The organism is Endozoicomonas sp. (assembly GCF_051008435.1).
Taxonomy (GTDB): domain Bacteria; phylum Pseudomonadota; class Gammaproteobacteria; order Pseudomonadales; family Endozoicomonadaceae; genus Endozoicomonas_A.
Window position 1 is genome coordinate 13,158 of record NZ_JBPCXO010000145.1, and the last position, 13,644, is coordinate 26,801.

At 46.0% G+C, this 13,644-nt stretch carries 11 protein-coding genes; 7 read left to right on the forward strand and 4 right to left on the reverse strand.

Going from position 1 to position 13,644, the window contains the following annotated elements:
• Window positions 1-8: 8 nt before the first annotated feature.
• The 4 genes from rpsD (at window position 9) to ACR2PX_RS06965 (ending at window position 2,670) form a co-directional block, all read left to right on the forward strand.
• Window positions 9-629 carry a 30S ribosomal protein S4 gene (rpsD, locus tag ACR2PX_RS06950; RefSeq protein ID WP_433998628.1) on the forward strand — a complete coding sequence of 207 codons (621 nt, stop codon included), beginning with the start codon at window positions 9-11 and terminating at the stop codon, window positions 627-629.
• Between the two features lie 31 nt (window positions 630-660).
• Window positions 661-1,662 (forward strand): DNA-directed RNA polymerase subunit alpha, encoded by a 1,002-nt coding sequence (locus tag ACR2PX_RS06955; RefSeq protein WP_433998629.1) that lies wholly within the window; start codon window positions 661-663, stop codon window positions 1,660-1,662.
• 73 nt (window positions 1,663-1,735) lie between these two features.
• Window positions 1,736-2,122 carry a 50S ribosomal protein L17 gene (gene rplQ, locus ACR2PX_RS06960; RefSeq protein WP_433998630.1) on the forward strand — a complete coding sequence of 129 codons (387 nt, stop codon included), beginning with the start codon at window positions 1,736-1,738 and terminating at the stop codon, window positions 2,120-2,122.
• Window positions 2,123-2,361: 239 nt separating this feature from the next.
• A complete protein-coding gene (locus tag ACR2PX_RS06965; protein ID WP_433998631.1) occupies window positions 2,362-2,670 on the forward strand; it encodes a DUF2834 domain-containing protein in 309 nt (102 codons plus the stop codon).
• Between the two features lie 14 nt (window positions 2,671-2,684).
• Here the strand turns inward: ACR2PX_RS06965 and ACR2PX_RS06970 are convergent, their stop codons facing one another.
• Window positions 2,685-3,272: a TetR/AcrR family transcriptional regulator gene (locus ACR2PX_RS06970; RefSeq protein ID WP_433998632.1), complete on the reverse strand. Its 588-nt coding sequence runs from the start codon at window positions 3,270-3,272 to the stop codon at window positions 2,685-2,687.
• Window positions 3,273-3,364: 92 nt separating this feature from the next.
• A complete protein-coding gene (locus tag ACR2PX_RS06975; RefSeq protein ID WP_433998633.1) occupies window positions 3,365-4,588 on the reverse strand; it encodes a cytochrome P450 in 1,224 nt (407 codons plus the stop codon).
• Between the two features lie 364 nt (window positions 4,589-4,952).
• Here ACR2PX_RS06975 and ACR2PX_RS06980 point away from each other — a divergent pair, with 364 nt between their 5' ends.
• Window positions 4,953-6,251 carry an amino acid permease gene (locus tag ACR2PX_RS06980; RefSeq protein ID WP_433998634.1) on the forward strand — a complete coding sequence of 433 codons (1,299 nt, stop codon included), beginning with the start codon at window positions 4,953-4,955 and terminating at the stop codon, window positions 6,249-6,251.
• Window positions 6,252-7,812: 1,561 nt separating this feature from the next.
• Here the strand turns inward: ACR2PX_RS06980 and ACR2PX_RS06985 are convergent.
• The gene (locus ACR2PX_RS06985; RefSeq protein ID WP_433998635.1) at window positions 7,813-9,180 is read right to left on the reverse strand and encodes a KamA family radical SAM protein; all 1,368 of its coding nucleotides are present in this window, start codon (window positions 9,178-9,180) and stop codon (window positions 7,813-7,815) included.
• A gap of 401 nt (window positions 9,181-9,581) precedes the next feature.
• Between ACR2PX_RS06985 and ACR2PX_RS06990 the strand changes: the two genes are divergently transcribed.
• On the forward strand, window positions 9,582-11,339 hold the full coding sequence (locus ACR2PX_RS06990; RefSeq protein WP_433998636.1) for a DUF1302 domain-containing protein: 1,758 nt from the start codon (window positions 9,582-9,584) through the stop codon (window positions 11,337-11,339).
• A 60-nt stretch (window positions 11,340-11,399) separates the two neighbouring features.
• Complete coding sequence (locus ACR2PX_RS06995; RefSeq protein WP_433998637.1) at window positions 11,400-12,716, forward strand: DUF1329 domain-containing protein; 1,317 nt, start codon at window positions 11,400-11,402, stop codon at window positions 12,714-12,716.
• A gap of 71 nt (window positions 12,717-12,787) precedes the next feature.
• On the opposite strand, the gene ACR2PX_RS07000 is transcribed toward ACR2PX_RS06995, so the two are convergent.
• Window positions 12,788-13,231 carry a bactofilin family protein gene (locus ACR2PX_RS07000; RefSeq protein WP_433998638.1) on the reverse strand — a complete coding sequence of 148 codons (444 nt, stop codon included), beginning with the start codon at window positions 13,229-13,231 and terminating at the stop codon, window positions 12,788-12,790.
• Between the last annotated feature and the right edge of the window lie 413 nt (window positions 13,232-13,644).

The window sequence follows — 13,644 nt, forward strand, 5'->3', positions numbered from 1 at the left end:
CGGTATAAATGGCTAGATACATTGGTCCAAAGTGCAAACTGTCTCGTCGTGAAGGCACTGATCTCTTTTTGAAGAGCGGTGTGCGTCCACTAGAGTCAAAGTGCAAAGCAGAAATTCCTCCAGGTCAACACGGACAACGTCGTGGTCGTTTATCCGACTACGGTGTACAGCTTCGTGAAAAGCAGAAAGTTCGTCGTATCTACGGCGTACTGGAGAAGCAGTTCCGTAACTACTACAAAGCAGCTGATCGCAAGAAAGGTGCAACAGGTTCAAACCTCTTGCAACTGCTTGAAGCTCGCCTTGATAATGTAGTTTACCGCATGGGATTCGGTTCCACCCGTGCTGAAGCACGTCAGCTGGTAAGCCACAAGGCCATCCTGATAAATGGAAAGGCTGTAAACATTCCTTCCTATCAGGTACAGGCAGGCGATGTTGTCGCTATTCGCGAAAAGGCGAAAAACCAGCTGCGTATCAATGCAGCACTGGAGCTGGCCGCTCAGCGTGGGTTCTCTACCTGGGTTGAAGTCGATGCCGGCAAGAAGGAAGGTACCTTCAAGGTGCTGCCCGAGCGGAGTGACCTGTCAGCTGACATCAACGAAAACTTGATCGTCGAGCTGTACTCCAAGTAAGGGATAGACAGTTAGGTGGGGTGTAACATCCATGCAGAATTCGGTTACTGAATTTCTAACTCCAAGACACATTGATGTCGAGGAAATTAGCCTGACGCGTGCTAAGGTAACTCTGGAACCGCTTGAGCGTGGTTTTGGACATACCTTGGGCAATGCTTTGCGTCGTATCCTTCTTTCTTCCATGCCCGGCTGTGCCGTGACGGAAGTTGAGATCGATGGCGTACAGCATGAATACAGTGCGATTGAAGGTGTTCAGGAAGATGTTATTGACATCCTGCTGAACCTCAAAGGTCTTGCTATTCGCATGACTGGCCGTGACGAAGCAACACTGAGTCTGACCAAAAAAGGTTCTGGCCCTGTGACTGCTGCGGATATCCAGTTAGACCACGATGTCGAAATCGTTAACCCGGATCATGTGATCGCCAATCTGAATGAGAAAGGCGACCTGAACATGAAGCTGAGAATAGCTCGTGGCCGTGGTTATGAGTCTGCTGACAGCCGTCATCAGGATGAAGAAGAGACCCGTGCTATTGGCCGTCTGCAACTGGATGCCACCTATAGCCCTGTTTACCGTGTCTCCTATGTCGTTGAAAGTGCTCGTGTTGAGCAGCGTACCGACCTGGATAAGCTGGTACTTGATCTGGAAACCGACGGTACTCTGGATCCGGATGAAGCCATCCGTCGTGCTGCAACTATTCTGCAGCAGCAGCTGGCTGTATTCGTTGATCTGGAAGGCGAGGCTGAGCCAGAGCCAGTTAAGGAAGAGGATGAAGTTGATCCGATCCTGCTGCGCCCTGTGGATGATCTCGAACTGACCGTACGTAGTGCTAACTGCCTGAAAGCAGAAAACATCTACTACATCGGTGACCTGATCCAGCGCACTGAGGTTGAACTGCTTAAGACTCCGAATTTGGGTAAGAAGTCCCTGACTGAAATCAAGGACGTTCTGGCCTCCCGTGGTCTGAGCTTAGGTATGCGTCTCGACAACTGGCCTCCAGCCAGTTTGAAGGGCGACGACAAGATTTCTGCTTAAGCAGCCATTAGCTTTTGCACTTACTCCAAAAGAGTGAGTGCAAAGCAAATGGTAGAATGAGGAAGTTTGTGCCATGCGTCATCGTAAAAGTGGCCGCAAGCTCAACCGGAACAGTTCACATCGCAAGGCGATGTTTAAGAACATGACTGCTTCCCTGGTAGAGCACGAAGTAATTAAAACAACACTGCCTAAGGCTAAAGAGCTGCGCCGTGTTGCTGAACCGCTGATCACCCTGGCAAAGGAAGATAGCGTAGCCAATCGTCGTTTGGCGTTTGATCGTCTCCGTAACAAAGAGACTGTTGGCAAGCTGTTCTCCGAACTGGGTCCACGCTTTAAAGAGCGTCCAGGCGGCTATATCCGTATCCTGAAGTGCGGATTCCGTAAGGGTGATAATGCGCCTATGGCTATCGTTGAGCTGCTGGATCGTCCAGTTGCTGATGCGGAAGCTACTGAAGAGTAAGTTTTTATTCTTCAAAAAAAAACCGGACCTCGTGTCCGGTTTTTTTTGGTTGTAGATAACTGATTTTATGCTCTTCATATATTAAAAAAGCCGTTGATAAAGTTGCCTTACTATTGAGACTCAAAGATAAGCCAGATACTGGTCAATGGATGTTTTGGTGTGGCTGAACATCTTCAGTTGAAACTTTGATCAATTAGAGATAGTTTAGAGTGCAAACTTCATTCCCAGGGAGAGGGGATATGAAAACTGTCTATCTACTGCTCGCTATCATCGGCGCGGTTGTTCCATATTTTTTCTTTATCCCTTTTATTCAAGCCCATGGCCTGGATATACCTGCTTTTGTTTCCGGCTTATTCATTAATGGACCAGCCAGTGGATTTACTGCTGACTTATTGCTGGCATCTCTTGTCTTTTGGATTTATATGTTCAGAGCTCAAAAAAAGAGTTCAGGACCTAAACCTTACCTGTTCATTGTCCTTAATCTCACGGTCGGGTTGTGTTGTGCGCTGCCAGCTTACCTTTATGCTCAAGAGGCTGGTAGCAGCTGATAGAGCTGCCAGAGTCAATTAAGAGGCTGAATTAGTTCTGTTCTGTTCTGTTCAAGGGCAAGAATAACGAATTCGATACTGTTGGTGAATTGATGGCGATGTGAGCTTTCTCTTTCGTTGTCTTCGTCGTTTGCATAACGACCTAATGAGCTCTGAATTGAAGCCGCACCAATAACAGTGTGAATAATCGCGAAATAACCATCACAAGCCTGCTGCTCTGAGAAGCCAGAGGCAGTAAGCTTTTTAACAAAATGCGTCAAAACTTCTTGTGCCAAAGGCCCTCTTTTTATTGAACCAAATACCGGTAGCCAGCTGATTTCACCGTGTAGTGCTGTAAACATACGATCTGCTGTATGTCGTAGCCAATCCTGCCAGTTAATATCTTCGTTCTGTGGATAAACAGAAGACTTAGCAATAAAGGTATCCAGACTGGCTGAAATCAGCTCATCCTTATTGGAAAAGTGTTTATAGATTGCCATAGCGCTGACATTCAGCTGAGAAGCTACTTTTCTCATAGATAGCTTTTCAGCACCTTCCCTGGCTATGACTGTCAGTGCAGCATTAATATAATCTGCTCTGTTATGTTTTTTCCCTTGAGTCATGAAAGACCTTACCAGACTGCAAATTTTATTTTCGAATCCAGTATACGTCATTGAAAGTCTTAAATATTGCAGCCGGAGCTATGCCAGTCGGTTTATGCTATGACTGACTCTTTCAAAGGACAGATGGGGTCTGCATGACTTTTACTTTTTAATGTCACTGAAATGGGTAGCCGAAGCAGAGTATGTGAAAACATAGATGCTACAAATGGGGCTTCTGCTGTTTGGGACAGGCTGTCTGTTTTTTGCAGTAGCATTCTGATAGCCATAATGATCTCCATTCTTGCCAGCTCACGGCCAATGCAGGCATGAATGCCATGGCCAAACGTCAGATGTTTCTTACCGTTTTTCCGATCCAGTTTTATTGAGTCCGGATCTTCCCAAAAACGCTCGTCACGATTGCCTGAAGCCCACATCAGAAAAATTCTGATTTCTCTGGGTAAGGTGACACCATGTAATTCAGTGTCTTTTTTGGTCCAGCGGAAATGGCCCTGGAATGCGGTTTCAAGACGAAAAACTTCTTCAACAAAAGCAGCAATTTGCTCCGGGTTGTCTCGAAGTTTCTGCTGGAGATCCGGGTTCTCAAGTAATAGCTTGACTGCATTTCCCATGGAGGTTGCTGATGAATCACTTCCGGCCATCAGTAGTTGAAAAATCAGACTGATAGCCAGACGGTCAGTAAATTCAGAGTCCGGATCGGCAGCAAACTGTGCAAACAGTTTGGTCATATTCTGTTCGGGTTGTTTTTTCAGTGACAGAAACTGTCTCCAGCAATACCGAACAAGCCTTAAACCGGCAATATGACTTCTTGCCAGAGTTTTTCGATCATTGATTCCACTCTGTGTTTCCAGAATACGCTCACACCATTTTTTTATTTTTTCGTAGTCCTCAGGAGGAAAGCCCAGCAGTTGGATAATGACAGAGACAGGAAAGCGCCATGCAAAGTCTTGCATAAAATCAAAGTTTCCCTTTGCCAGGACTTCATTCATCAGTTTCTGGCAACGTTGTTCAAGCTCCGGCTCCAGGCTTTTTACAAAATGTGCATTCAGACCTTTATGCCCAATCTTCCGATGGGTTTTGTGTTCTGGTGGATCAGAGACGGCCATGACGTCTGTTGGAACCAGGCCAAGCTTTGCCAGCAATTGCATTTTATTGCCTTCTTTGATGATGCTTTCCCCCTGTTTAAGGCTGGCTATTGAGCCTTGGTGGGTTGAAGAAAAACCATCCGTGTCTCGACTGACTTTAATAATGTCCTCATAGCGGGAAATGCAGTAAATACCATTGGGTAACTGGTAGACGGGATATTGGTCCCTGATCATTTTGTAGAAGGCATAAGGGTTCTGAAAGCAGCTGTTTTCCAGTGGTCGAAAATCTTCCGGGCAAGCTGGGTTTGTGGGGGCCTTATACGTTTCATTGGGTTCGTTGCAGGAGTCGTTTTTACTCTGCCTTGAACCATATCAATCCTTCCAGGGAATATGAGAGCAACTGTCGTTTTAGATGGTAAAAGGGACGTTCCATGATGTTCTCCATGTCTTTTTTATTTTTATGGAGTCACTATAGTTTTTTAGGTTTACAGTGTGAACCTGTTTTCATCTCTCTTGAACGGCAGTGTGAGAGAGGAATCATAGAAGAATCCCACTGTCTATAATGCATTAGCATTGCTGGTCAGCTGTCCGAGGATCTATGTCAAATCAGGGTATTGAAGCTAAGCGTTCCATTGATAAATCTTCCCAGTCAGAATGGACTGCCAGGGATACTGGCTGGATGTTCAGCCATATAGGGACAGGCATTGGTGCAGGGCTACTTTATCTTCCTATAGCGGCCGGTAGTGGTGGTGTATGGCCTTTGTTGTTCATGATCCTGGTCAGTGGCCCTATGGTGTTTCTTACCCATAGAGGGTTAACCCGCTTCTATCTGTCTTCTCAGAAATCTAACGGGGATATCAGCAGTATTGTGAGGGAAAGCTTCGGGGAAAAAGCAGGTCAATGCCTGATGTTGGTGTGCTTCTTGTCCATGTTTCCCGTTTTGCTGTTGTATACCATCGGTATTTCAAACGTTACAGAAAGCTTTCTATTGCATCAGCTTGGATGGGAGGGTGAGGTCAACAGGCCTTTACTGGTGTTTTTGCTGGTCATTGGCATGATGTCACTGTTTTGTGGTTCGGAGCAGAAGTTGCTGAAGCTTATTAGTGGTCTGGTTTTCCCGCTAACAGTCATACTGCTGTGCATGGGTGTTTATCTGATACCTCAATGGCGAATGGATTTTCTCCGACAGGAAGTGGCAACGATTGATATTATCAAAACCTTTCTCATGACTCTGCCCGTGTTGGTGTTCTCTTTCTATCATGCCCCTATTTGTTCGTCGTTTGCACAGTCGTACCGACGTCAAATTCCTGAGCTTCATCAATGCATTTCCAAGACAGATCAGATTCATTTCAAAAGTGCACTGGTCTTACTGCTTATCACACTGTTTTTTGTACTGTCATGTATATTGGCTCTGACACCTGAGCAGATAGAGCAGGCAAAAGCTCAAAATCTGCCAACACTTTCCATTCTGGCGAATCAGCCGAGCAACCGTTTTTTTTCGGGCCTGGCCCCGGTTATTGCTTTTGTGGCGATTCTGACCTCTTTTTTTGGCTTTTTTCTTGGCACCATTGAGGTGATCAATGGTTTTATTGGCGTAGGGTTAGAGAAGTTCAGGCCCGGGCAGTTAACGATCCCTTCTTGCAGACCCAGGCGGTTGAGTCTTTTTCTGGTTGCTTTAGGTTGTTGGATCGCTGGTGTCGGAAACTGGAGTGTGTTGACGATTCTGGATGCTATCGTAGCTCCAATGATGTCGATCATCTTGTTCTTTATTCCGGTTATAGGGCTCTATAAATCAAATGCTCTCAGACAGTACCGAAAGCCCAGGAATGACATTTTTGTAGTGACTATTGGTGTGATTGTTGTGGCAGGATTTCTGGTTTCACAGATATTGAAATAAAAAAAACCGAGCCCCCTCAAGCCCGGTTTCTTTTCTGGCTATGGCTTTGTTTGTTATAAGACTTCTCCTGATTTTCTGATCAAAGTTGTGAACGACAGTGCTTGTTGAGCTCTTGGTATCTAATATAAGTAATAGTGCCTATTTGATTATTGATCTAAATCAATAAATTGCTAAGGAGTAATACTTATTTTGTTGAGTTGCTTTTTGATAGACGAAAAAAAAACCGAGCCCCCTCAAACTCGGTTTTTTCTGCTGGCTAAGGCTCTGACTCTCAACGTATAGGACACTCCCCTGCTGCAAACTTTGAATTTAACTGACTGAACTCTGCAACAACATCTCGCTGTTGCTGCCTTGCTTGTGGTTTCACTATAAGTAAAACCACTTATCTCGTTTTTGATCTGGATCAATAAATGGTAGGTAATACTGCTTATTTATTTTTATGGGTTGTGATCGTTGGAATGATGACGCAATAGGGTGGTTTTGATATTGAAGGTGGCTTGTTAGAGAAAGTCGACTTTAAACGACAAACATAAAAAAACCAGGTCCCCTCAAACCCGGTTTTTTTATTGGCTGGCTACATCAAGTGTTATGCTTTTTATTCTTGATTCCTTGTACCGTTTTTTATTCTGACTTTGTTTTTATTCTTATTCTGCTTTCGCCCTCGCTCCTGTGGTTTCTACTATACGTAAGAACGCCTACTAAGAGATTGATCCAGATCAATATTTTTGTTTTTGTGTAGGTGTTTTTCGCAGAAAAGCTGGCGCGAACTTCGCATGTGTTCGTTGCTGCTCGATTGTTGTCTTCAGGTTTTCGATTATTTAGAATAAATACTATGAAGCATCAGTGAGAGAAGATTTAATAAATAGGAAGTTAAGTGAAATCGATCTAATCGAGATTTTCTGACTGTGTCTTCTTAGATGTTATTAATTCAATAATGAATGATTCGGAAAGTTTCGACGGTTATCTCTACACTCCCTATTGTTAGCCCTGTAACTGCTCCATGGCTCAGACGTCCTGCTTCGCTCTAACTCCTACATCGTGTAGTAGAGTAACTACACAGGTGGGTTTATTCTTCTACTGAAACAATCCTGGAAATTGCTCCTCGGCTCGAGCGTCCTGCTTCGCTCTAACTCCTATATCGTGTAGTAGAGTAATTACACAGGTGGGTTTATGCTTTTGCTGCAACAATCCTAGAAATTGCTCCTGCATTTCCAGGATACATTACATCCATGTAAATAAAAAAACCGGGTTCCCTCAAACCCGGTTTCTACTGGCTGGCTATGTGACTGTTCCCGCTTATTATTCTTGTTTCCATTCCTGAAGCTGTTTGAATTGTCTGGCGTGGCTAGTAACTCGCTGACTTATTGTTATTAACTCGTTGTTGCCAATCGCGCTCACAATTTCAGTATACGTATATCCCGATACCGAGTTTTGATCTGGATCAATTTAATTCGGTATATACCTATCAATTTAGATTAAACCTGCCCTATGAGCTTTTCCGAAGAGAATTACTCTGGCCTGTGGGAGAGGAATGATTCTCTTCGCTCATGATTGAACATTGTTACAGACCGCGAGCCTGGCACATGACTTTGTATTCGTCTTCATAGAAGAACTTCTCTTCGCCGAATGCAGGCTTGAGGTCGTCCAGCCAGGTAGCCGCTTCATCATACTGGGCAAAGAATGGCTTGTAGCACCAGTCAGGGTTACGGCCTTGAAGAAAGCGAAGAACGAAAACTTTCTCGCCGTTAACCTCGGCCACACCGGTGATTTCTACTTTACCAGGCCCTGCACTCATGGAAGGGCCCCGTACCGTTCTTCCCAGCCCGGACATCTGGGTAACCGCTTCCTGGTAAATGCTATAGGCACGAGCCAGAGGGATTTCAAAGTAATGTTTTGCACCAGTATCGCGGGCGACAAAGAAGTAGTAAGGAATAATTCCAAGGGATAACTGAGTCTTCCAGTTTTTTACCCAGACAGCAGCATCATCATTGATGTGACGAGTCAGGGGGGCCTGGGCACGAATATTGGCACCTGTTGCTCTAATTCGCTTAATGGCTTCTTTGCAGACGTCGGTTTTCAGTTCTGCATAGTGATCAAAGTGAGCCATGAAGGCGAGATGTTTACCAGAGTCAGCAATCTTTTTGAACAGCGCCATCAGTTCTTCTGCGTCATCATCCTGGGTAAACCGATATGGCCAGAAGGTCAGTGTTTTTGAACCAATACGAATGTGACGAATATGGTCAAATTCTGGCTCCAGCAGAGGCTCAAGGTAAGCCTTGAGAATCTTGGTTTTCATCACCAGAGGGTCGCCACCGGTAAACAGCAGGTCAGTGATTTCAGTGTGGGCTTTCAGGTAGGCGTGCATGGTGCCTGCATCGGTGGAAGCCATTTTCAGTTCATTATCGCCAATAAACTGAGCCCAGCGGAAACAGAAGGTGCAGTAACTGTGGCAGGTTTGTCCCTGGCTCGGGAAATAGAGGGCAGTTTTCCGGTACTTGTGTTGCATACCTTCAACAGGCTCGCCTTCCAGCATAGGGGAGTTCATGGCCTGTTGGCCTGCAGGGTGAGGGTTCATACCCAGCTGAATTTCTCGGGCTGCCTGTTTGATCGTATCGCGACTTTCGCCTGCTCTGTGCAGCTTTTCCATGAAGTTGAAGTCAGCTGCCTTCAACATTTCTTTTTGTGGGAACATCAGTCTGAAGATGGGGTCGGCAGGAATGTTATTCCAGTCGATCAGCTCATTGATGACATACTCGTTAACACGGAACGGCATGACACTGGCCACAACCTTAATATCGAACTGCATGGTTTCTGGCAGTTCGCGGAACTGCTTAATGCTATCGATGTTTCTTTCAGTGAAGACTTTGTAGGGGCGATCAGAATTGTCAGTAGAAGCGATCAGCGTTCCAGCGGGAGTAGAGTCAGTCAAGGAGTATCCTCATTAATGGACTGAGGCCATCACATTCATACCTGGAAAACAGGTGGAGTGATTGACAGCAGTGCTGCAGTTTTTTATCTCAGCTGTTAATGCACAGAACTGATGAAAAACGCTTATTAAATTCGACTGGAATTTTTTCATAAACTCGGCTGGCCGAGCATCCGCTATCACCGTGAGATGGCATGGGCCAGATAGGGGATTCAGGAAGGTCAATACGGGCAGTTGAAAAGGAAACACGTTTAAATTCGTTAAAGTGAGCTTTTTCAGGTTGTTGTATAAAGCGGTCATGAATCCCTTGTGCTGTAACAGATTAGGTTGACGTTAAAGAGGGTTTCTTTGTATTCTCGTTGTCGAGTGAACGTTCACTAATAAAATAATAAAGAGCCAGATTGATGCAAAGAAGAAGACCCCCTCTCTTTTCCTGTTGCCTGGTGCTGGGTAGTTGCCTGACAGCAACAGCCCAGGCGATTGAATTCACCTCCGGAGAAATAGAGGGAAGGCTAACTTCTCAACTCTCTATTGGTGCTAGCTGGAGTACAGAAAAGGCCGACGACTCGTTGATCGCCAAAGGTAATGGCGGTCAGGCGTTTAGTAGCACGATGGACGATGGACGTTTGAACTTTGATAAAGGCGACAGCTTTTCAGAGATTTTTAAAGGCGTTCACGAACTGAGCCTGAACTACAGAAATTTCGGTGCATTCTTTCGTGGAAAGTATTGGTATGACCGACGTCTGAAAGATAGTCATGTGAATCATGGTCACGGGGTTACTGGCTATGGCGCTACCCGAAAGGATAAAAAGCTTGATGATGGTCCATTTGATGACCCGGCTAAATTCTCCGGGGCAGAAATTCTGGATGCCTATGTCTACGGTGATTTTGAACTGGGCGACGTGTTAATGGATCTACGCCTCGGACGCCAGGTCGTCAGTTGGGGTGAGAGTACTTTTATCAGGGATGGAATCAACAGTATTAATCCGGTTGACCTGAATGCATTCCGTCGTCCAGGTGCTGAAATCAAGGAAGGCCTGCGTCCTGTTAATATGATTTATGGCAACTTCGGTCTGACTGAAAACCTGACCATGGAGGCTTTTTATCAGCTGAAGTGGGAAAAGACCGTTGTTGATGGCTGTGGCACTTTCTTTGCCGGGAGTGATGTAGTTGCAACGGGTTGTGACAAGCTGACTTTAAGTGGTTATGCGCGTTCGGATGAACAGGCTCTGGCTGTGCCCAATGGACAGGGCTATATGGCCAGGATAGGTGACAAGGAGGCCAGTGATTCCGGACAGTTTGGTCTGGCATTCCGGTATTTCTCACCGGAACTGAACGATACCGAGTTTGGCTTTTATTATATAAATTATCACAGTCGTGTACCTTACTTTGGCGGTGTAGCACTCAATCCAGGCGCTGGGCCCGCTGTCTATGCCATGGAATTCCCGGAAGATATTGAAGTGTATGGTCTTAGCTTCAGTACTTCGGTGGGCGATTATTCCCTGGCTGGTGAAATCAGTCATCGTCCTGATCAACCTGTAGGTATAAATAGCACTGACTTGTTGTTTGAAGCTTTGACCGCCGGTACTGCGAATCTAATTCCTGGCCGAGTCTCACCGGGTAAGGCTTTTACAGGCTTTGACCGTCTGCCCGTTTCCCAGGTACAAGTTACAGTTACCCGCTTCTTTGACCAGGTATTGGGAGCGAGCCGTCTGACCCTGCTCGGAGAAGTCGGTTATTCCCATACTGGCGATCTCCCCAGTACCGACAAGGTTCGTAATGGCAGGGCTCCTGCTTTTGGTATCGGTAAAGGCTGTAATCCTGCAGTCCCTCCCTTCAGTCCTGCTTCAGGCAATAAATGTACCGACAAAGGTTATGTCACAAGTGGTGCATGGGGTTATCGACTACTGGCAGCCCTGAGCTATAGCAATGTTTTCGCTGGGGTAAACCTGACACCTAAAGTGGCTTTTGCCCATGACGTGGATGGTTATTCAGCGACAGGTGTCTTTCTTGAAGATCGTCAGGCTTTGAGCCTGAGCCTGGCAGCCGATTATCTGAACACCTACACCGCCAGTGTCTCCTACAACACCTTCTGGGGAGGAAAGTATAACCCCTCCAAAGATAGGGATTACGCAGCTATCAGTTTTGGCGTCAGCTTTTAAAGGGATTGAGTTCTGAAAGCAATCAATACCAAGTCCATCTTATCACTGGCTTTCAGTTCATTGTTGCTGGCTGCATCGCCAACGACCCAGGCGAAAATCGATCCTGAGGTGGCAGCAAAGCTGGGCAATGCCCTGACCCCTGTGGGGGCAGAGAAAAAAGCTAATGTGTCTGGCTCTATTCCTGCCTGGGATGGGCAAGTGGTTGAGACCATGGATAAAGAGGGTTTCTTGAAAAATCCTTTTCAGCAGGATAAGCCCTTGTACGTGGTCAACAGCAAGAATATTAATCAGTATTCTGATGTGTTGACAGAAGGGCATAAAGCACTGATTAAAGCCTTCCCGGACAGTTACAAAATCCCTGTCTATAAAACCCGAAGAACGACCGTTTATTCCACAGAACTGTACGAGAAAGCCAAACTGGATGCGGTAGCTGCAGAGTTGGCTAATAACGGTAACGGTGTCGTTAATTTCAAGGGTAACGTTCCATTTCCGGTGCCTGCCAACGGACTTGAGGTGTACTGGAATCATATCAACCGATTCAAGGGTGGCAGCATGCAGTGGGGCAGTATTCTGGCCCCGGTGCAGACCAGCGGCAGTTACAGCTTAATCAAGGTTCAGGACAAACTGGTTTGGCCGGACTACTTGCTGGACAGCGGCGGTTTTAATGCGGATAACCTGTTGTACTTTTATACCCGCAAAGTCACTGCACCGGCAAGAATGACAGGCAATGTACAGCTGGTTCGGGAGCCACTGGACCATATCAAGGAAGCTCGTGGTGCCTGGGTTTATAATGCTGGACAGCGCCGTGTCAGAAGGGCTCCCACTATCGCTTATGATGGACCGGCGTTTGCTTCTGAAGGAATGCGGACATCGGATAACATCGATATGTTCAATGGTTCCCCTGATCGCTACAACATGAAGCTGTTGGGGAAAAAGGAAATGTTGATTCCCTACAACGCTTACCAGGTAGCTTCTCGTGATCTGAAGTATTCAGACATCATAAAAAAGGGACACATTAACCAGGAATATGTCCGCTATGAGCTTCACAGGGTATGGGTTGTAGAAGCCACTCTGAAAGAAGGTGAGCGTCATATTTATGCTAAAAGAGTCTTCTATGTGGATGAAGATACCTGGCAGATTGCTCATGTCGATCACTATGATGAAAGAGGCAATCTATGGCGGGTAGGTGAAGGTTATATGGCATTCTTCAGCAAGCCGATGATGAGCTGGTATTCTCTGGGTACACTGTACGATCTGATTGCCAGACGATATTTCGTAGACTGGTTGATGAATGAGGAGTCCAAACCTATCGACTTTTCACGTGCGGCGAGAAGTCGCGACTTTACGCCTTCTTCCCTGCGTAGGTCAGGCCGCTAGCTCGGTTCTTGATGAGATAAGCAAATGGGCGGGATAGAAGAGGAAAGAGAATTCTCTTTCCTCTCTTGGGGTCAGGCAGACTCGAGCTGTTTGATTTCAGCTTCTTGTTCTTCTTCAGAGCGGTTGGGCAAAAGCTCACCGCTTTTGTGCATGCGCTCCATCTTGCCATTGATTGCCGCACCGGCCACCATTTCCATGACATCGTAGTATACGTTGCCTTCTACATGAGCTTTGGCTGACAGTTCCAGTTTCTCAGTCGCATAAACATCACCTGTTACACGACCGTTGATCACTACATAAGCGGCCTGAATGTTGCCGTCAACACTGCTGCCGGCAATCAGTTGCAGTTTGCCATCATTGGAGCTGACATTGCCCTTGATTTTGCCTTCAACGTGAACAATGCCTCTGAAGCGGATATCCCCTTCCACCTCAGTGCCAGCAGCAATTAGAGTGATAGTATCATCGTTTCTGTTGCTGCCTACCGGGTTGTCTTCTGAGCTGTTCTTGCCCCACATAGTGAACTCCTTAAAATGCTTGACCCGAAATGCATATAGCGTAAGAAAAAGCGGTTTGCGTCCTATTGTTTGAAAACGGAAGGACAGGCTCTTTTTCAAGGTGAATTTTCAAGGGGTGAATCATCCTTCATTGGGCTGTCAGCTTCAATGTGTAAACGCCACTAATGAGAGTTTGAGCAAGTGCAATGCGGTGGGTTTGGCTCCACAGGCTTTGCAGGGTAAGGATTCCTTGACTATATATCTAGTCCAGAAAAATAATCTCAAAACTAATGTTGTTACTATTAAGGACACTAGGAGCCTGTCGGACTTACCACTGACCTACTGCGAAAAAGCCTGATTTGGCCATTTTTTATGATTCTTTTCGTTGAATAGCTCGCTATTCGCCTCAAATAATCATAAAAACTGTCTCAAAC

Bases quoted from the DNA above. Each gene is read 5' to 3' on its own strand.
- ACR2PX_RS06955 (WP_433998629.1), top strand. From the start codon at position 661: ATGCAGAATTCGGTTACTGAATTTCTAACTCCAAGACACATTGATGTC.
- ACR2PX_RS06980 (WP_433998634.1), top strand. From the start codon at position 4,953: ATGTCAAATCAGGGTATTGAAGCTAAGCGTTCCATTGATAAATCTTCC.
- ACR2PX_RS06990 (WP_433998636.1), top strand. From the start codon at position 9,582: ATGCAAAGAAGAAGACCCCCTCTCTTTTCCTGTTGCCTGGTGCTGGGT.
- ACR2PX_RS06965 (WP_433998631.1), top strand. From the start codon at position 2,362: ATGAAAACTGTCTATCTACTGCTCGCTATCATCGGCGCGGTTGTTCCA.
- rpsD (WP_433998628.1), top strand. From the start codon at position 9: ATGGCTAGATACATTGGTCCAAAGTGCAAACTGTCTCGTCGTGAAGGC.
- rplQ (WP_433998630.1), top strand. From the start codon at position 1,736: ATGCGTCATCGTAAAAGTGGCCGCAAGCTCAACCGGAACAGTTCACAT.
- ACR2PX_RS06970 (WP_433998632.1), bottom strand. From the start codon at position 3,272: ATGACTCAAGGGAAAAAACATAACAGAGCAGATTATATTAATGCTGCA.
- ACR2PX_RS06975 (WP_433998633.1), bottom strand. From the start codon at position 4,588: ATGATCAGGGACCAATATCCCGTCTACCAGTTACCCAATGGTATTTAC.
- ACR2PX_RS07000 (WP_433998638.1), bottom strand. From the start codon at position 13,231: ATGTGGGGCAAGAACAGCTCAGAAGACAACCCGGTAGGCAGCAACAGA.